The organism is Methylobacterium sp. J-067 (genome assembly GCF_022829465.1).
GTDB classification, from domain to species: Bacteria; Pseudomonadota; Alphaproteobacteria; order Rhizobiales; family Beijerinckiaceae; genus Methylobacterium; species Methylobacterium litchii.
Genome location: NZ_JAKSXZ010000022.1, coordinates 1 through 18,859, shown reverse-complemented (window position 1 = coordinate 18,859; position 18,859 = coordinate 1). Strand labels below are relative to the sequence as shown.

At 65.7% G+C, this 18,859-nt stretch carries 13 protein-coding genes and 1 pseudogene; 10 read left to right on the top strand and 4 right to left on the bottom strand.

The annotated features are described in order from the left end of the window. Nucleotides 1–2: 2 nt before the first annotated feature. The 3 genes from MKK52_RS00955 to MKK52_RS00945 form a co-directional block, all read right to left on the bottom strand. Nucleotides 3–488 carry a hypothetical protein gene (locus MKK52_RS00955; protein ID WP_243951879.1) on the bottom strand — a complete coding sequence of 162 codons (486 nt, stop codon included), beginning with the start codon at nucleotides 486–488 and terminating at the stop codon, nucleotides 3–5. A gap of 126 nt (nucleotides 489–614) precedes the next feature. Continuing rightward, a complete protein-coding gene (locus tag MKK52_RS00950) occupies nucleotides 615–3,416 on the bottom strand; it encodes a glycosyltransferase (protein WP_243951878.1) in 2,802 nt (933 codons plus the stop codon). Between the two features lie 51 nt (nucleotides 3,417–3,467). Continuing rightward, nucleotides 3,468–4,385, bottom strand: a complete 918-nt coding sequence (locus MKK52_RS00945; RefSeq protein ID WP_243951877.1) for an NAD-dependent epimerase/dehydratase family protein — start codon at nucleotides 4,383–4,385, stop codon at nucleotides 3,468–3,470. Nucleotides 4,386–5,223: 838 nt separating this feature from the next. On the opposite strand from MKK52_RS00945, the gene rfbF reads away from it, so the two are divergent. The 7 genes from rfbF to MKK52_RS27070 all read left to right on the top strand — a co-directional run bounded on the left by rfbF (nucleotide 5,224) and on the right by MKK52_RS27070 (nucleotide 16,512). Continuing rightward, nucleotides 5,224–5,994 (top strand): glucose-1-phosphate cytidylyltransferase, encoded by a 771-nt coding sequence (gene rfbF / locus MKK52_RS00940; RefSeq protein WP_243951876.1) that lies wholly within the window; start codon nucleotides 5,224–5,226, stop codon nucleotides 5,992–5,994. Between the two features lie 2 nt (nucleotides 5,995–5,996). Then, nucleotides 5,997–7,058, top strand: a complete 1,062-nt coding sequence (gene rfbG, locus MKK52_RS00935) for a CDP-glucose 4,6-dehydratase (protein ID WP_279597566.1) — start codon at nucleotides 5,997–5,999, stop codon at nucleotides 7,056–7,058. Nucleotides 7,059–7,067: 9 nt separating this feature from the next. Further along, nucleotides 7,068–8,420 (top strand): lipopolysaccharide biosynthesis protein RfbH, encoded by a 1,353-nt coding sequence (rfbH, locus tag MKK52_RS00930; RefSeq protein ID WP_243951875.1) that lies wholly within the window; start codon nucleotides 7,068–7,070, stop codon nucleotides 8,418–8,420. A gap of 8 nt (nucleotides 8,421–8,428) precedes the next feature. Next, a complete protein-coding gene (locus MKK52_RS00925) occupies nucleotides 8,429–9,373 on the top strand; it encodes an NAD-dependent epimerase/dehydratase family protein (RefSeq protein ID WP_243951874.1) in 945 nt (314 codons plus the stop codon). 54 nt (nucleotides 9,374–9,427) lie between these two features. After that, a complete protein-coding gene (locus MKK52_RS00920) occupies nucleotides 9,428–12,715 on the top strand; it encodes a hypothetical protein (RefSeq protein ID WP_243951873.1) in 3,288 nt (1,095 codons plus the stop codon). Nucleotides 12,716–12,829: 114 nt separating this feature from the next. Next, nucleotides 12,830–15,223, top strand: a complete 2,394-nt coding sequence (locus tag MKK52_RS00915; RefSeq protein ID WP_243951872.1) for a glycosyltransferase — start codon at nucleotides 12,830–12,832, stop codon at nucleotides 15,221–15,223. Beyond that, complete coding sequence (locus MKK52_RS27070) at nucleotides 15,220–16,512, top strand: glycosyltransferase (RefSeq protein ID WP_243951871.1); 1,293 nt, start codon at nucleotides 15,220–15,222, stop codon at nucleotides 16,510–16,512. Before MKK52_RS00915 ends, MKK52_RS27070 begins: the two co-directional genes overlap by 4 nt. Here MKK52_RS27070 and MKK52_RS00905 read toward each other — a convergent pair. Continuing rightward, on the bottom strand, nucleotides 16,406–17,635 hold the full coding sequence (locus tag MKK52_RS00905) for an FkbM family methyltransferase (RefSeq protein ID WP_243951870.1): 1,230 nt from the start codon (nucleotides 17,633–17,635) through the stop codon (nucleotides 16,406–16,408). The genes MKK52_RS27070 and MKK52_RS00905 overlap by 107 nt on opposite strands. 195 nt (nucleotides 17,636–17,830) lie before the next feature. On the opposite strand from MKK52_RS00905, the gene MKK52_RS00900 reads away from it, so the two are divergent. The 3 genes and pseudogenes from MKK52_RS00900 to MKK52_RS00895 all read left to right on the top strand — a co-directional run. Beyond that, nucleotides 17,831–18,040 (top strand): hypothetical protein, encoded by a 210-nt coding sequence (locus MKK52_RS00900; RefSeq protein ID WP_243951869.1) that lies wholly within the window; start codon nucleotides 17,831–17,833, stop codon nucleotides 18,038–18,040. A gap of 24 nt (nucleotides 18,041–18,064) precedes the next feature. Next, nucleotides 18,065–18,193: a hypothetical protein gene (locus tag MKK52_RS26820; protein ID WP_279597565.1), complete on the top strand. Its 129-nt coding sequence runs from the start codon at nucleotides 18,065–18,067 to the stop codon at nucleotides 18,191–18,193. 417 nt (nucleotides 18,194–18,610) lie between these two features. Then, nucleotides 18,611–18,859, top strand: a pseudogene (locus tag MKK52_RS00895) (porin family protein); the annotation flags it as partial.

Here is an 18,859-nt window from a genome sequence, read left to right as displayed (position 1 = left end):
CGTCAGGACGCTGGGGCCGGAGGATCGTAACCGAGGATCACTCCGGTCTTCACCATCCGTTGCGACGAGCCCTTGCGCCGCCACAGGCGATCCATCGCGGGCTCGCCGTCGTCCACCGTCGCGAGGAGCGAGCGCGAGGACGGCGTCACGCCAGCAAGCGCAGGGGCATCCGTCACAGGGCCGTCGCGATGAGCCCTGGGCGCGCCGTAGTCCCGCCCCTCGGCCAAGCCGAATTCCAGGAAATGCATCAGGGGGTTCACCCCGGCCTCGCGAACGTCCGGGTTGGCGTGCAGGTACCGCGACAGGCTGAACCCCAAGGATGGGTCGCGCCCTTCCTTCCAGCCGTATTCGAGGAAATGCGCCTGCGGATCGCGGCCGGTCGCCTTCACATCCGGGTTGTTGGCCAGGTAATACGCGCGATCGAAGCCGGGAAGCGCCGTGACTGGTGCAGGCGTCTTCCGTCGCAGCGACTTGAGAAAACCCAGCATCGGTACCGCCTTCCGTGAATGGCCGAGCCTGCGGCCTCACAGAGCGACTGCGTTCTCCGTTGGGCCAGCAAAATCCGGCGCGCGCGCCGGATGAGATGTCGAAAACGCTGGAATGCAGCGCCACACTTAGTCCGGCCTGCTCCGGCGCACCATGATGCTGTGCAAGAGCGCGGAGAGTTTTCTCGGATCGAGAATGCTGCCGTCGGCGGCCACGACCGGCTCCGCGGACGCGAAGTCGAGCTCGACGTGCCAGGACGCGTCGGGATAACCCACCGCCGGCAAGGGCAGCACGACCGTCTGGCGATTGCCTGTCAGGGTGACCTCGCTGCACCGGACGCCGTTGACGGACACCGTGCAGCGCTGAGCCTGTCCATCGTTCGCGGCCCGGCCCGTCATGTCCAGGACGAGTTCGGCCGCGCCATCTTCTACGCCATCGATCTGGAGAGCGAGCGCGGCATGCGTCCCGTCGATCCAGATGGCCTCCGGCTCCGCCGTCGAGAATCCGTCGATGAGCAGGGGTAGTCCGGCAGCGCCGGCCTTGGTTTCCAGCACCTCGTCGAGCTTGACCCGAGGTGCGGCGCACACCACGGCGAAATCGGCGAGGGCGATGCTGAGGCGTCGTCCGTCGAGGACGGCGCCAGTCGCGTCCTTGATCGGCTCCGGCCAATCGGGAACGATCGCAATCTTGAAGTCCTCGCTCGCCCCGACCAGCTTCGGCGGCAGCGGGAAACTCAACGTCCGGCGGGTCTGGTCGATCTCGGCATAGGCGAGCGGCAGATCGTTCAGGGTGACGGTGAAGCCCTGCCGCTGGTACCCGCTGACGACCGGGCGCGCCCAGCAGGTCAGGCGAAGGCTCACATTCTCGCGGTAATCGGCAAGCTGGAAACGGATCTCTGCGGAATCGTCGTCGATCCAGACATGCTGCCCCTCCGGCCGCGAGAAGCCCTTCCCGAGGTAGCGCAGGCCGTTGCCTTCCGCCGCGACGCGATAGAGGCGGTTGGGCTGCACCAGGGGCGCCGCCGCCGTCGGCAAGGCATAGCGCTCCCACTGCACGGGCGATGGGGCGAGCGCCGCCGAGACCGGGATGGCGTGGACGCGCATCGCCTGCCAGGTCCGATCCCCCGTGACCGAGTCACGGATGAACTGGTGCTGCTGCTCCGCCGGGACGACCGGTTGCGGACGCTTCCAGCGTTCGTGCGCGAGCGACACGTAGGTGGCGTAATTGGTCTGGCCGACCTGGCCCACCAGGAGCGCCTTCAGACCCAGAAGGCCGGCCTCCTCGCCGTCGAGCAACGCCATGGTCTCGGGGCGTATGTTTCGACCGATCTCACGACGGAAGACGAAGCGTCCGCCATGGATGCTCCCCGTCACGTTCAGGAGCGCCTCATGCTGCGTGAAGGCCAGTTCCTCGATCCGCCGTGCCGTGCGGTCGTTCTCTGCCGCTTCCTCGACCAGGAGGCCGGACGCGGCCATCGATGCTCCCGGCATGCGGACCAGCGCCGTGGCGGTCGTCACGAGGTGATCGCTGAACCAGTGATCGTCACGGCCCAACACGGCGAAGAACTCGGTCTCGATGGCGCCGAGAAGGGCGTGCAGCACGGGGCCGGTCCCCCGCAGGCGCTGCGCCGACTTCGTCTGGAAATCCGCGAGACCGTAGAAGTCCCTGCTTTCCATGCGAATCGACCGCAGGCGCGGCCGGTGCTCCTCGATCAGCCCGGCTACGTCCTCGGCCAGCCGCCGGTCGCAGACGCAGACGAGGTCGATCGCAACGCCCTCCTGGCGCAGCACGTTCTCCAGAACCGTGCCGAACTCCTTCCGGCTGGTCTGCGTGTAGAGCAAGATCACGGTGACGTTCGGTACTTCACCGGCCTCCGGGAGCAAGGCGTTGCGCTTGTTCCGGTCGCCATGCGTCGCGACGAGCGTTTCGAGACTGCGCTCGAGGCTGAACATCTCGGCCAACCGCTGCTGGCCGATTTGAGCGCGCCGCTGCCCCTCCTCGGGATTGCGCCGGATGCTGATGATGAGATCCCGAACCAGATCCCTTAATTCGGCCGAGTCGAGCCGATCGTCGTCGATGACGTAGACGCAATCCGAGAAGTATTTGTCGATGATCGGATGCTTGTTGGCGATTACGACCGTGCCGGCGGCGAGGCCCTCGAACAGCCTGTTGCTCATGATGCCGGATTGCTGGTGGGCCTTCGACGACAGCGCGAGGCAGATACCGGCCTCGTTGAGGCGCTTGACGACGCTTCTCCCATCGAAGGGAATCGGCCCCCGGTAGGTCTTGAACCCCTCCCAGGGACGGCCGCCCTGGAACACGTCCGGGCCGTAGATCGCGATCAAGTCCTCTTCGTCGAGGGTTTCGAGAAGATCGTGATGCCGGCCCTTGGGGCCGCCGAGCCGCTCCCAATTGATGCCGATGTAGAACAGCTTGGACGATTCGGTGATCGTGGGCGGAAGATACGGTTCGGGCGGGGAATGGAACAGCTTCGGCAGGTCCGCGACCGGCCTTCCGAGACCCCGAAAGAGATTCAACGCGTGGTTGTCGGCGAGGTCGGAGTCACACGACAGGGCATCGTTATGGCTCACGAGCTTCATGACCGACTTTTCGTAGCCGAACATGAAATAGAATTCTAATGGATTCCAGAGCGCAGAATAAGAAGGTATATCAAAGAGTCGTGGAGATTCGAAATGCAGAGAAATAACGAAATCGTATTCGCTCCGATCGATCCGCGGGTCGGATGCGTCGACGTTCTTGAACGTTGACCAGATCGGATATCCGTCGTTGTCCACGATGGTCACCCGCGCGCCGATGTTGGCGGCGGCGATACACAGACGTTGAACGACTTCATATTCCGCGTTCTTGACTTCCGGCCAGGTCAAGATGACCGCGAAAGTTGCCCGCGATAGGGGGGACGCAGAAATCATCGAAGCTCCGTGCTCAGGATGCGGCCGTCGTGGTGCGTCGGAGGGCGACGATCAGCTCCGCACGCGACCCAGATTTTCATGGTACCAATTCAGGGTCTCGGACAGGCCATCCTTCAGCTCGGTCCGCGCCACGAAGCCGAGTTCCGAGAGGCGCCCGATGTCATAGGCGCGGCGCAATTGTCCCAGCGGCTTGTCCGCATCCCACGCGTAGGTCGCCTCGGGAACGAGGCCCGCCAGCGTCTCGACCAAGGTGCGGATCGTAATGGAACGCCCCGAAGCGAGGTTGTAAACGCCAGATCCGGACTTCATCAGCAAAAGAAGGCCGTCCGCAGCGTCGCGCGAATACAAGAAATCGCGTGTCGGGCTGCCGTCCCCCCACACGGAGACGGGCTCCTTGTTCCGGCTCTGGACGAACTTATGAATGAGGGATGGGATGACGTGACCGTGCTCCGGATCGAAGCGATCACCCGGCCCGTACAGGTTGGTCGACAGGGCCATCACATAGTCCATACCGTATTGCAACCGGTAGCTTTCCAGCTGCATCAGCAGGCCACGCTTGGCGAAGGCGTAGAACCGCTCGGAACTGTGCGGCTGTCCGGACAGAACGTCGTCTTCGCGCAGGGGCATGGGCAGGCCGTCGGCATACATCGCCACCGTACCCATGCCGAGGAATCGCGTCGCGCCGACCGCCCGCGCCGCCTCGACCACATTGCAATTGATGAGTGTGTTGCGCCGGAAGATGTCACCGGGGTAGGCCATGTTGCCGCCGACGCCGTAAACCGCGCCCGCCAAATGATAGACCTGCTTTGGCCGGCAGGATTCGAACAGCTTGAGCGTGTCCGAAAAATCTTCGAGATTGCAATCCCGGCGAGATGCTACCGCGACAAAATCCGTACCTTCCGCCTCAAGTGCCTGGACGAGCGCATTGCCCAGCACGCCACCGGCACCAGTTACGAGTACGTCTGCCATACTGATCTCCACCTTCTAGCGAAACATCGTGCCGCAATGGATTTATTAAAACGCCCGAGGTAACAATTCATATAATCCGATGGCAGTATGAATACTCGAAGGTTACTTGCAGTCGATACGCCAAAGGTTGACATTTGACCATAGCTTAGGGCCAATCATTGTTGCACGAATGCACTAGAATGGCCCTTGATGCCGCTTCGGTATGGAGAAATCAACCGTTGGCACAGCCCCCTCCGGAAGAGGCATGCATTTTGTGCGCCCCCCTCTGTTGCGTGCTCGCACAACAGTGATGATCCTGATGTTTCCGAGGGCGAGCTGGCCGCCGCACAGACACGATGGGGGCACTTGGATTGTTGTCAGATGCGTCAATCCCGATGCGCTCGCCGCTGCCGCCGCCTGCATTAGAAATAATTCCTAATCCTGCGAGGGTGACCGTCCCTTGCCTCAATCTTGTGACAATCTGACAAAAAAGAGGCTATCGCTTCGCCGATCACGCCCCTTCGCCCAATCGAGCCGCGTAAATCAGGCTGGATTCGAAACCCGACACACTGTCAAGATTCTGCGCGCACTGGCTTATCGCCGTCCGGGCCGCCCGCGATGACCTTCGAGCCGTGCTCGTTAGCCTTGATCGGGGCAGTTCCGGTGTGTAGATCTCGCGCCTTCGTTGGCGGTCGGTCGATGCGGGGCAGGCCCCGAATCTGCATGGAGCGGCGGTGCTGTCTTGCTTGCTTCGCCCTCCAAATTCCTGCATTCGGCCTCGCGGTGAAACTCGTCTGGTCGCCGCTGGCGCGGCCTGCTCGATCCGGGCCACCCTGTACATCCAACCGTGAGACGTACGATGAAGGCAGTCATACTGGCGGGTGGTCTGGGAACGCGGCTGGGCGAGGAGACGGGATCGCGTCCCAAGCCCATGGTCCTGATCGGCGACAGGCCGATCATCTGGCACATCATGAAGATCTACAGTGCCTACGGAATCAACGATTTCGTCGTGTGCCTGGGCTACAAAGGGTACGTGATCAAAGAATACTTTGCCAACTACTTCCTGCATACGTCGGACGTCACTTTCGATCTGGCCAACAACAAGCTGACGGTCCACCATAACACGTCGGAACCGTGGCGGGTGACGCTGGTCGATACCGGCGAAAGCAGCATGACGGGTGGCCGCCTTCTGAGGGTGAAGCCTTATCTCGAAGGCGAAGACATCTTCTGCATGACCTATGGCGACGGCGTATCGAACCTGAACGTGACGGCGCTGGTCGATTTCCACCGGCAGCACGGCGGGATGGCGACGCTGACGGGTGTCCGTCCGCCGGCACGCTTCGGCGCGCTCACCCTGCGGGACACGCTGGTGGACCATTTCGAGGAGAAGCCGGTCGGCGACGGATCCTGGATCAACGGCGGCTTCTTCGTCTGCGGCCAGGGCGTGTTCGATTACATCGAGGGCGATGAGACCGTCTGGGAGCAGCAGCCGCTCCGGCGCCTCGCCATGGACCAGCAATTGCACGCGTATCTGCACGACGGCTTCTGGCAGCCGATGGATACGCTGCGTGACAAGATCACGCTCGAGGGTATGTGGGAGGGCGGGAAAGCCCCGTGGAAGGTGTGGTGATCATGAACCCTGATTTCTGGAACGGCCGCAAAGTCTTCCTGACGGGGCACACCGGATTCAAGGGTTCCTGGCTCTCGCTCCTCCTGTCGGATTGGGGCGCCGAGGTCCATGGCTACGCCCTCGAAGCCGTGGAGGAGTCGTTGTTCCGCCATGGCGCCATCGGGGATGTCATGGCCTCGTCAGAGATCGCGGACATCCGCGACGCCGACACCCTGACGGCGGCGCTGCGCCGGAGCGGGGCGGACGTCGTGTTCCACATGGCCGCGCAGCCCCTCGTGCGCCTGTCGTACCGGGACCCGGTGGACACCTATGCCACCAACGTCATGGGCACGGTCCATCTCCTCGAAGCCTGCCGGCGGGTGGAGCACGTCAAGGCCGTGCTCGTCGTCACCAGCGACAAGTGCTACGAGAACCGCGAATGGGCGTGGGGCTATCGCGAGAACGAGGCCATGGGCGGCCATGACCCCTACAGCAACAGCAAGGGGTGCGCCGAGCTCGTGACCGCCGCGTACCGCGATTCCTTCCTGCGCGGCGCGCATGTGAATGTCGGCTCCGGGCGGGCCGGCAACGTCATCGGCGGCGGGGATTACTCCGAGGACCGGCTCGTGCCCGACCTCATCCGGGCGGTCACGGCCGGCGAGAGCGCGCAGATCCGCAACCCCGGCGCCATCCGGCCCTGGCAGCATGTGCTGGAGCCGTTGTCGGGCTATGTGGTGTTGGCCGAGCGTCTGGCCGCTTCCGATGGCGCCGCCTTCGCCGAAGGATGGAATTTCGGTCCGAGTTCGAGCGGGGATCGTAACGTCGGCGACGTGACGGAGGCCCTCTATCGCCATTGGGGGGCGGGCGCCTGGAAACGCGATGAGGCGGCCCAACCGCACGAGGCCCATTACCTCAAGCTCGATTCCTCGAAGGCCCGCCTCCGGCTCGGCTGGCGCCCGCGCTGGGATTTCGAGGATACGATCGCCCGGACGACGGAGTGGTACAAGGCTCGGACCGAGGGTCGCAACATGCGGGACGTGACGCGGCATCAGATCACAAGCTACCTTGCGGCCCCTGGCATCTAAGGAAAGTCAATGCAGACGGACGACGCTACCGCACTCGACGCCGACGCCCTGCGTGCGAAGATTCTCGAGCTGACGGCGCAGTACGCTCGGATTGCCCATGCACCCAAGGCCTTCGAGCCGGGCGTGTCCGCGGTGCCGGTGTCGGGCAAGGTCTACGGCGAAGCCGAGATGATGAGTCTCGTGGACTCGTCGCTCGACTTCTGGCTGACGACCGGACGCTTCAACGATGCGTTCGAAAGCCGCTTGGCCGCCTTCATCGGCGAGCGCCGCAAGGTGCTCACGGTCAATTCGGGGTCATCCGCAAATCTCCTCGCGCTGACCGCCCTGACCTCGCACCTGCATCGCGACCGCGCCCTGAAGCCGGGCGACGAGGTCATCACGACCGCGACGGGCTTCCCGACGACGGTCAACCCGACGCTGCAGAACGGCCTGGTTCCGGTCTTCGTGGATGTCGATATCCCGACCTACAACATCATGCCCTCGCGCATCGAGGAGGCCGTGACCGACCGGACCCGGGCGATCATGGTGGCCCATACCCTGGGCAACCCGTTCGACCTGGGCGAGGTGATGCGCGTCGCGAAGAAGTACAATCTTTGGGTGGTCGAAGATTGCTGCGACGCGCTCGGCGCAACCTACGACGGCAAACCCGTCGGGACCTTCGGCGATGTCGGAACCCTGAGCTTCTACCCTGCTCACCACATCACGATGGGCGAGGGCGGCGCGGTCTTCACCGGCCAGTCGCTCGTGCTCCGCGCCATGGAATCGATCCGCGATTGGGGGCGTGACTGCTACTGCCCGCCGGGCGTGGACAACACCTGCAAGAAGCGGTTCGGCTGGAAGCTCGGCACGCTGCCGCACGGCTATGATCACAAGTACACATACTCCCACCTGGGGTATAACCTGAAGATCACCGACATGCAGGCGGCGGTCGGTCTGGCACAAATGGACCGGCTGGACTCGTTCATCGACATTCGTCGGCGCAACTTCGCCTATCTCAACGAAGTCATGGCGCAGTTCCAGGAGTACCTGATCCTGCCGGAGGCGACGCCGCGCAGCGAGCCGTCGTGGTTCGGCTATGTCCTGACCCTGCGTGACGGAGCGCCCTTCGACCGCGACGACCTGGTGAAGTTCCTCAACGAGCGGAAGATCGCGACCCGGCTCCTGTTCGGCGGCAACCTCATCCGGCAGCCGTACATGGAAGGCCGCAATTATCGGGTCGTCGGGGACCTCACCAACGCCGATACCATCGTGAACCGGACCTTCTGGGTGGGCGTCTACCCGGGCCTCGGCCGCGACCAGATCGACTACATGGCGGACATGTTCACAGCGTTCTTCCGGCAAGGTGCCAGGGCGAGTCGCTGATTCGGCGAATGTCCCTGAACGATGCACGTCCGACGAATGTCCCGCCGCACCAGCGGCGGGCCCTCCTCACAGGGGCGACCGGCTATGTAGGAGGATGGCTTCTCGCCGAACTCCTCCGCAGCGGGTGGATCGTTCATACATTGGGACGGCGGGCGGGTGATCACTCCGGCGTGACCACCCATCTCTACGATGGCGGCATCGCCTCGGTCTCGCGCGCCGTGGAAGCCGCCGCCCCCGACGTCGTCTTCCACCTCGCCTCCGCCGTGGCCATCGACCATACGGCCGATGGCGCAGCCGAGATCCTGGCCGCCAACATCACGTTCCCGACGCTGATCTTGGAAGCCATGGCGGCCCTCGGGTACCGCAACTTCGTCAACACCGGCACGTCCTGGCAGCATTTCGACGGGACGGACGCATACAATCCGACCAACCTCTATGCTGCCACGAAGCAGGCGTTCGAAGATGTCGCCCGCTACTACGTCGAGGCAAAAGCCTTCAACGTCCTGACGCTGCGGTTATTCGACGTCTACGGCCCCGCCGATCCACGGCGCAAGCTGCTACCCTACCTCGTCGGCGCCGCGTTGCGGAACGAACCGGTCTCTCTCTCTCCCGGTCTGCAGACGCTCGATCTCGTCCACGTCAGCGATGTGACGTCCGCCTTCCTTGTGGCCGCCGAGCGGCTCCTGGCCGCCCCCCGTGGCATGGAAGTCTTTCTGGTCCGCTCCGGTGAAATCGTCTCGGTCCGCGACTTGGTGGACCGGATCGCGACGGCCCTGGGCATGACGGTCGATGCGAAGTTCGGAGGGCGCCCCTACCGTGATCGTGAGGTCATGAAGCCCTGGGATGCCCATTCTACCTTGCCGGGCTGGTCGCCCAAGGTCGACCTCGGTTCGGGTCTGCGGCAGTTGGTTGCCGTCGCTCGGCAGCAGGCCTCGGACGACGGCACAGTCTGAAATGTCTCTTGGCTGAGATCTCAGAGACTCTCATCCAAAGTTGCGAGAGATACGTTGTCGATCATAGCCAATAGCCCGGAAGCAATCGCTCTTTTGAAGAGTGTTGGGATTCCAGCGCTCATCCATCAAAGCGATAGCCTGTTGAAGGGTGATGTTGACTTTGATTTTGGGACGGTTCTTCCCCTCCTCCATACGGCAGCCAATCAGTATCGCGGCGAGGGGCAACACGCGGAAGCGAAACCGGTTTTCGAGCGTATCCTGCGTCATGTGCCGTCCGACTTCAATGTGCGGGCGGTGCTCGCCGAATATGCACTGCAAAGCCACGACCACAATACATTTACCGATATACTGACGCCCGCCATACCGATGCTCTTGGAGAATCCCGTCTTGCACGGAGGAATACTGGGTCAGTATTGTCGCCATGCGTTTGCACGCCACGATTTCGGCTCTGCGCTCGCCATCTACAAGGCGATCGGATCGTCCCAGAGCCTGCTCGACGGAGGCGACGAGAGCGCGATTGCCATTCTGGATCGCCTCGAGCTGCTCAAGACGCTGGCCGCCTCCGACCTCGTCGAGGTCAATCTGGGGAACGATCAGGTCGGAACGGAGCCCCTTCTGATCACGGCGCTGTTCGCCCTCGACGAACACGATCTCATGACTCGGGTCGCTCAGGCCGATCGTTCCGCGACCGACGGGGTCGGCTCAAACGCCGTCCATCTGGCATGGGTCGCGGCGCAGGTTGCCGCGGCGCATCGATGGGGGCGAGGCTATCGCGCCGCCTGCCGTCTGGTGTCCCGGCTCCTCGCCTCCACCCGCGATGCCGAAGCAGCCATCGCGCGATTGGAGGCATCGAACGCGTCGGGCCCCGTCCTCCATGCCCTTCTGACCGGCGCGATGGCGAAGGATGGGGTGTCCGGGCACCGGCGGGATGCCCTTGCTGCCCTGCGTCGTTCCCAGGCCGTGTCCCTGCAGCCGGCCACTGGATCCGACGATCTCGCGGCATCGTTGGCGACGTTCGGCGCCAGACCGACGCTGGAGACAGCCGAGGCCGTCTGGCAGGCGTCCTACGACGCCGCGGACTTCGGACGGCTTCTGGCCCATACGCCCTGCGGACGGCATGACGACCCTCTGTCCCCGCACGCCTCCGATCCGTTGCACGACCGTTGGCACGCAGCCTTCAGCGTCTCCAGTCTCGGGGCTCCTGCCGACGATAGCCCGGCTGTTTGGTACTTCATCACGTGGCATGCCGAGGTCGAGCGCCTCTTCCGCCTGTTCGGAAGCCTGTCCCGAGCCGCGAACACCTATGTCATCTCGGTCGGTGGCAGCGAGCCGATTGAACGCTTCCCCCAGGTATCGGCGCTCATGCTGGCGGGGGATGTGCATCTGCACTATCGCCCATCCGTCAGCTGGGGCGGCCAGAAACTCCTGTTCCAGAATGTCTTCGACATCCTGGAATGCTTCAGCGCCCGCACGGACGACGACGCGGTCTTCCAGATCATCTGCAACAAGACCTATCCGCTCGCCGGCCCGATCGAATTCGCCAAGCAGATGGGCCAACCCGGTCATCGGGAGATCTACGCGAAGCGTCGCTACTCGGTGCCGCCGCCGGCTTGGCACATGGAATGGCCGGACGCCATGGTGACAGAGCTTCCGACCGTTTACAATCAAGCCCTCGACGATGTCTTTCGGAACGCGAAGCTCGATCGCTTCTCAGACCTCGCGAAATTTCCGATGATTTACGATTCGAGCGATTTTCGCTTGAATATGTCCGCCTTTAACTTCTCCCCTCGGGCTGAGATATTCGAAGGGCAGTACAAGGGCGGCGGACAGCAGTACATGATCGCGGGGCACTCCGCCGACATGCGCTGGATGTCCTTCGGTCGCCTCACCCACTTCATCGATCTGATGAATGAAGCGGGGAGCACATATTCGCGGCGCATGCATCCGCGCGTGATGCAATGGGCTCACTCGGTTCTGGTCAAGCACAAGATGAGGACCGGCGACCCGTTCCTGCTGATGAGCCGTCGCTTCGTCGACACCATCCTGCACAACCCGGATTGCAACGAGCTGTTTGCGGCGAGCGATCTTGGATTTGCGCCGGAGATGAACTTTTTCGACACCATCGCATACACGCCAGAGTATGGGATGGGGAACGAGGTCCTTCATCACTATTTTCGAACCGAAACGAACGTTGGCGCAGAGAAGGATATTCCTGCGGCGACGTTCGCGGCCGACGTCCAGAAGCTTCTCTTCATGCGGAAGATGGAGCCGGACCTGTCCGGGCCGTTCATTCAAAACTTCGCGGAACGCTGCGACGAGGAACGGGGAGCCGCAACGTCGTTCCTCGCCGCCTCGGCCGAAGCGCCGTCGGTGCGGGCGTGCGTGCCGCCCACCCTGTTCGATCTGCTGGGGGCGGATCTGGCGAACCTGCGCATCCGCCTGCGGGATCTGCGCGGGACGCCGCACTTCCTGGGGCATTTCGGACCGGATGGCCGCTTGGTGCACGCCGACGGGACGGTCGCGGATGGATCCTGGTCGGTCACCGATTCGAGTCTGTCGATCACGTTCCCATGGGGAACCAAAACTTACGAGCAGATCGCAACCGACGGCTCCCTCTTGATCCTCCCGCCGTCCGAGATCGTATCCGTTCGCAACGGCTGGAGCCTGTTCCTCGAGATCGACCTGGGAGATCTGCTCGCGCGCCGCGCCGGCCGCCTGGTCCTCGACAACGCCCTGCACCCCTCGGCCGAAACGTCATGGGTGGCATCGCGCTCGTGGGAGATCGCGCTTCTCGCAAGCCTGGAGCACCGGGATCCCCATGGTTACCCGGCGGCGTTCTCGCGGCCCGGCGTGGAGGTGATCGATCTTCGCGGCGACGCCGGACACGAGATGGCCCTGTGTGCCGTCGATGCCTATCCGATGCTGAGCCGTCTTCACTCGGTCAGCTTCGCGGACGGCCGGGCCGTCTGGGTGTGGGGGCGGGCTTCCGCCGAGTGCCACGAGGCCTGGCCCACGGCGGAGGCGAGGAGGCCCGAGATTTCCCTGTCGGCCGAGGATCTCATCGGGTCCTGCCGGATCGATACGATCCGGGGCGTCGAGACCGTGATTTTCCTGGAGGGCGGCGTGCTGGCGTCGGAGAGCCGGTCGCCCATCGGACATTGGTTCGTCGAGAGCGGCGCCGTCTGGCTTCTCGGTCTGCCGGGGTTGATGATAGCCCGTGCGACGCAGTTCAAGCGCGTGGGGGACGTCTGGTCGGCGTCCGGGTGGGGCTGGAGCGCCCTCGGAAAGGCCGATTCGTTCCGGGCCGCCTGGGGTTCGGGGGAGACCGCGACCCGACACTGACACGGTTCGGCCCATCACGCCCGCAGGCGCCGCGGGTGATGGGCCGTTCCTCATTCACCGACCGAGGCCGCAGGTGCGATCCAGCCTCATGCGCCTCAGGATGGAGAGACCCGGTTGGGCAGGCCCATGTTTCCGCGCAACGTCGTCGTCGACATGCGCTGCCTTCAAGACCCCAACTACGCCACGCGCGGCGTGGGACGGCATGCCCTAGCGCTCCTGCGGGCGGCGCCGGGCGACGTGCGGCTCGTCGGCCTCACCGATCCGAGCCTGCCCCCCTTGATCGACGAGGCACGGGACTACGTCACCGAGACCCATCCCAACGCCTATGCCGCCATTCGGGCCCTGGACGATCCGGACGAGCGGACGCCGTTCGTGTCCCTGTCGCCCATGACGCACGATCCCCTGTTCGCCGCGCGGTTTCTCTCCGGTGCCACGCGGCTGAGGGTGGCGGTCGTGTACGATTTCATCCCGTTGAGATGGCCGGAGCGCTATCTCCCGGATCCGACCGCCCGCCTCGCCTACGCGAACGCGCTGCGGTGGTTGGCGCGCTGCGACCTGTTCGCCCCGATCTCCGTCAGCGCGGGCGACGACCTGATGTCGACCCTGCGGGCGCCGGCTGCCGCCATCGCGGTGACGGGGGCTCCGCTCGATCCGCATTTCGAGGCCCCCGTGACACGCGGGGGCGCGCGTCGCCGGCATCTCCTGGTTGTCGGCGGGGCGGATCCCCGCAAGAACCCGGACCTCGTCGTGCGCGCCCATGCCGGCTCGCGGGCCTTGCAGGAGGCCGGCATTCGCCTCGTGGTCGGGGGGCAATACCCCCCGGCCGAAGCCGAACGCCTCAAGAGCATCGCGAGCGAGGCCGGGGGGCGTCCGGACCTCGTCGCGGTCCCCGGCGCCGTGTCGGAGGAGGCCCTCGTCGCCCTCTATGCCCAAGCCATGGCCATCGTCTGTCCGTCCTTCGACGAAGGGTTTTCCCTTCCGGTCGTGGAGGGCATGGCGGCCGGGGTTCCCGTCTTCGCCTCCGACATCCCGGCCCATCGCGAATTGGTGCGCGATCCGGCGCTGCGCTTTCCGCCGGACGACGCGGACGCCCTCGCGCCCCTCCTGGAGCGGGTGGCGAGGGATCCCGCGTGGGCGGACTCCGTGGTCGCCGGGCAAGCCGGGATCTGGCCGCGCTTCCGGGCCAAGGAGGTCGGCCGCCGGTTCTGGGAGGCGGTCGAGGCGGGCCTCGCCGGACGCCCATACTCCCCTCCGACCGCGAGACCCCAGAGCCCGGCGGTGGCGCGGGGGGCCCTGCCCCGCGTCGCCCTGCTCTCGCCCCTGCCTCCGGACCGGTCCGGCGTCGCCGACTACACCGCCGCGACCTGCGTGGAACTGGGTCGAATGGTCGATCTCCACGTCTTCTCGGAGACACGACGCCTGGAGCCCGTCGCCGGGGCGACGCTGCATCCGTTCAGCGCCCTGCCAGCGGCCGCGGCCGGCTTCGACCGCGTCATCCACGTCGTCGGCAACTCGCACTTCCACCACCGGACGTTCGACACCCTCCTTCGGTTCGGGGGGGCGGCGATCGCGCACGATGCGCGCATGCTCGGCTTCTATCGCATCCTCCTCGGCCTGCCGCGCGCCCTGGCCGCGGCCTCCGCTGAGTTGGAACGGCCCGTGCCCGAGTCCGAGTTGAACGAATGGATGGCCGATGAGGATCGCCTCAAGGCGCTCTTCCTCGACGAGATCATGGATGCCGCCTCGCCGATGATCGTGCATTCGGCGGTGACGGCCGGGCGCCTGCAGGCCCGGCGGGGCCGCTCGCCGGTGCTGATTCCGTTCAGCGTCTATCGCCCCTGGTCCGGTACCGACCTCGCGCCGGAGGCGCGGGCCGCGGCCCGGGCCCGTCTCGGGCTCGCGCCCGGCGACATCGCGATCGTCACCCTGGGCCTCGTCGATGCGAGCAAGGCGCCGGACGAATGCCTGTGGGCGCTCGACCTCCTGCGCGGCTGGGGCGTGCCGGCGCGGCTGAGCTTCGTGGGCCAGCCGACCACGCCGGAGATCGGCGAGCATGTGCAGCGGCTCGCCGCCAAGCTCGGCCTCAGCGACCATGTGACCTTCGCCAGCGACTATGTCTCGGAGGCCGGGTATCGGGATGCCATCGCCGGCGCGGACGTCGCGATCCAGCTTCGGACCTACAATCTGGGGGGCCTCTCGGGTGCGCTGCTCGATTGCGCCTCCGCCGGCACCCCGACGGTCGCCAACCGAGGCTTGGCCGATGCGATCGGCGTCCCGGACGCCTACGTGACGTCGATCCCCGATGCGCTCAGCCCCGTGCTCCTCGCGGAGGCCATCGCGGACCTTCTGGAGGCCCAGCGGGGCCGGTCGGCGGCCGCCATGCGCGAGGCCGCGCGCGTCGCCTTTTGCGAGGAGCGGAGCATGTCGACCTATGCGGCCACCCTGTGCCGCAGCCTCGGGCTCGAGGTCGAGACCCGGCCCGCCCGCGTCGCACGGAGGGTCGCGTGACCCCGGTCATCATGGACTGCACGGAATTGCTGCGGAATCCGATCCGCACCGGCATCCAGCGCGTCGTACGGGAGCTGATCCGCCACTGGCCCGCCGACGGGCCGCCCCTGCACGTCGCCCGCTTCCAGCCGGGGCGACCCGCCCGCCTCTGCCCTGTCCCCGCCTCCGTCATCGACCTGTTGACCGACCGCGATCCGCAGGCACTGTCGTTGTCGAGCGAGCAGCTCGCCGCCTTGATCGATCATCGCCAAGGACTTTCGGAGGGAGTCGCCCTTCCGGAGAAGTCCATCATCTTCGTTCCGGAATTATTCTACGACGATCAGCGCAGCGTTTTCTACCAGGGCTTGGCCAAATCCGGCCACAAGGATCTGGCGATCCTGTGCTTCGACTTCCTTCCATTCCTCGCGCCGAATCTGTTCTCGTTGAAGACAGCGGCGCATCTGATGCATTACATCATGGCCGTGCGCAGCTTCACGCATGTGGCCCATATCAGCGCGGATACGCGGCATGACTTCGAGACGAGGATCATGCGCGGGTCCGCTCCCGCCGGGGGCATCGTCCTGCCCCTCGGGGCGGACGGCATCGGTGTCGAGCGTCAATCCTGGCGCGCCGACCGCCGGGGGTTCCTGGTGGTCGGCTCCATCGACGGGCGGAAAAACCAGCGCCTGATCACGGAGGCGTTCACGACGCTGAGGTCGCGCGGCCACGAGATCGATCTGACGATCATCGGACGCGCCTTCGAGAATCAGGACCTCGCGTGGTTGCGGGAAGCCGAGCGCGTTCCCGGCTTCCGGTGGATCCCGAACGCGGCCGACAGCACCATCGCCGAAGCCTATCGGCAGGTGCGGGCCACGATCTATGTCTCGGGGGCCGAGGGATATGGATTGCCCCCCGTCGAGAGCCTCTCGGTCGGCGTTCCCGTGATCGCCCCCGCCGCGATGCCGAGCCTAAAGGGCCTGCCCCCGCTGGGACAGATCAGGATCGACCCCGTCGGCGTGGACACCATCGCCGAGGCCATGCTGGAGATCATGAAGCCGGGCGTCGCCGAACGGCTCTGGACCGAAGCGGCTCGCCTGCAGCTGGCGAATTGGCGGGATTTCGGACAGGCGGCGGCGGCATGGCTGGGCGAGCGCTGCCAGCCCCGCGCAGCCGGACCGAAGCGCGGCCGTTACGGATCGCGCCTCAGCGCCATCCGCAGGTCAGATGCACGGGGCCCGTTCCGGCCTCCAGGCGCGCCGCGAGATCGCTCCAGCTCCGGACCGGCGTCGGATCCGTCTCCGGCTCGATGACGGCGATGGTGCCGAAAATCTCGGCCAGTGCCCGATAGAGATCCCCACGCTGCCCGCCGTCTTCGGAACCCGAGGACGTGTATTCGACGATGACGGTCGGCTTGAAGCGGTGCAGCGTGTCCTCGGCACCGCGCAGGACGCGGATCGCCGACCCCTCCGCATCGAGCTTGATCAGATCGAGCCGGTCGAGGTCCCGTGCCTTCACCCAGGCGTCGAGCGTCGTGGACCGCACCATGCCCACTTCGGCGTGGAGCGTCGGCGCGGCGAGAGCATCCGCCGGCGCCAGGGCGCGGAGCCGGCTCTCGACGGCCGCGGCATCCAGGGCGGTTTCGGTCACGTAGGAGAAGGCGGCGAGCTCGGGCGCCCACCCCACGGACAGCACCGCTTCGCGATCCCAGAGGGCGACGCCGACGACCTCGATCGCCGCCTTCGGGCTCGGCAGGGCCGCCACGTTACCGAGGAGGCGAGCCCGGTTCGCCGCCACAGCCTCGAACGCGAACACCCGTCCCGTCGAGGCGATGGCCGCCAGGGGCAGGGTGATGGCGCCGATATGGGCGCCGATGTCGAGGCAGGTCCCATCCGGGCGGACGCTGTTCGCGATGTGACGCTGGACATGGGGTTCCCAGGCCCCTCTCGACGAGACCAGGGCCGCGCCGACCGAACGGTCGCCGGGCGCGTAGGCGATCTCGATGCGGTGTCCGTCCGGCAGGAGCAGAGGCGCGAGGGCGTCTCCGGGATTCGGCGGCGTGGTCCGGTAGGCGGCCTCACTTGCCGATCGCGGGATGGTCTCGAACGCCAAGGTCAGCAGGCTGCGCTCCATCTCCTCGGCGAGCCCCCGCAACGCGCTACCGCCGCCGTCGCTCCGGGCCTGGCGCAATTCCTCGTCGCGCTGGATGAGTTGGCGATGCTGAATCTGGATATGGGCGTCCCGGCCCGCGAGCTCCTCGTACAGGGCTGCAATCTTGGCCTGCATCTCCCCGATCTCACGATCCTTCTCGATCAGCCGGCGATGCTGGGTCTGGCTTTGGCTGACGGCCTTGTACGCGCGGACGCCGGCGCGCAGCGTCTTGGTCGCGGCGCGGCGCGGCTGAAGCAGGACCGCCTTGAGTCCGTACACGCTCACTTTCATTCCGCTTGCGTCCTCAACCTCGTCCCGACCGGGCATGCCGGGTGTCGGTCGGTGGTACCGGCTCCCGTCTCATAGGTCGAACGCCGGCTGCATCTCAAGGACCGGGCTCATCGGGTCCGAAGCCGGATGGTTGCCGCTGCGCCCTGGCGGGTCTACACGCCCCCGCTCCGGTGGAGTCAGGGAGCGGCGATGGGCGACGACATGGTTGCCATCCTGATGGCCCTGGCGACGGAGAACGCCGAGCTGCGGGGCCAGCTCGCGCAAGCCCAGGACATGCTCGTGGAAACCGCCATCGACGCGGGCAATCTCCACGCCCTGATCGAGGCCGTTCAAATCGAACGAGATGCGTGGCAAGCTGAGGCCGAAGCGCTGCGGGCGCGACTCGCGCGGTCGGCATGACGCTCCACGGCCATGGAGGGCATCATGGGCCTACTCGCCTTCATCCTCATCGGCGGTCCCTGGGTGGCCGTGACGGCCTGGCTCTGGCTTCAGGCGGGGGGCGTCGACGCCTGGAATCAGGTCGTCCACGGGGCGCCGCCGAACGGCCGCTGACCTTTTCACCGCAGGACAGCCGCGGACACGCCTGCTAAGGCAGCGCTCTCCCCGCACGCGGCCCCGAGGCGTTCGCGACACCGCACGGTCCGCAGCGGGTGAGCACGCGACGACAGGCGGATGCGAGCCAGTTCCTCCCATCCTGCCCGTGAGGCCTCGGCCGGGCGGTCGCGTGAGGGTCGGCGTGGCGGGGGAGCTGGACACCGCACGCGCCGGCCCACGGCCCGCATCACGTTTGCCAAGTCTTAATCCCGAACGATTGCGATTACACTTCGGTAACCAGCGTCGATCTTCGAAAACGCTTCGATCTCTCAGCAAATCTCCTTCGGCGGCCAGTGTGTCTGTTCAGCTACAGTCAGGTTTTAGGCAATGATATAGGAAGGGCTCAACCACGGTTTTGCTGAGGACAGCCACCCTATGAAGACGCTCATCGCCTCCCTCGCCGCCTTCACGGCCCTGACCGCCGCCGCTTCGGCCGCCGACCTGCCGCGCCGCGCCGCCCCGCCGCCGATCTTCACCCCGGTGCCGGTCTTCACCTGGACGGGCTTCTACGCCGGTTTCAACGCCGGTTACGGCTTCGACGCCTCGTCGAACTCGGCCAGCACGGTCATCGGCGTCTCGCCGGCCAACCGCATCTTCGCGACCGGCAACGCCCTGCAGAGCGGC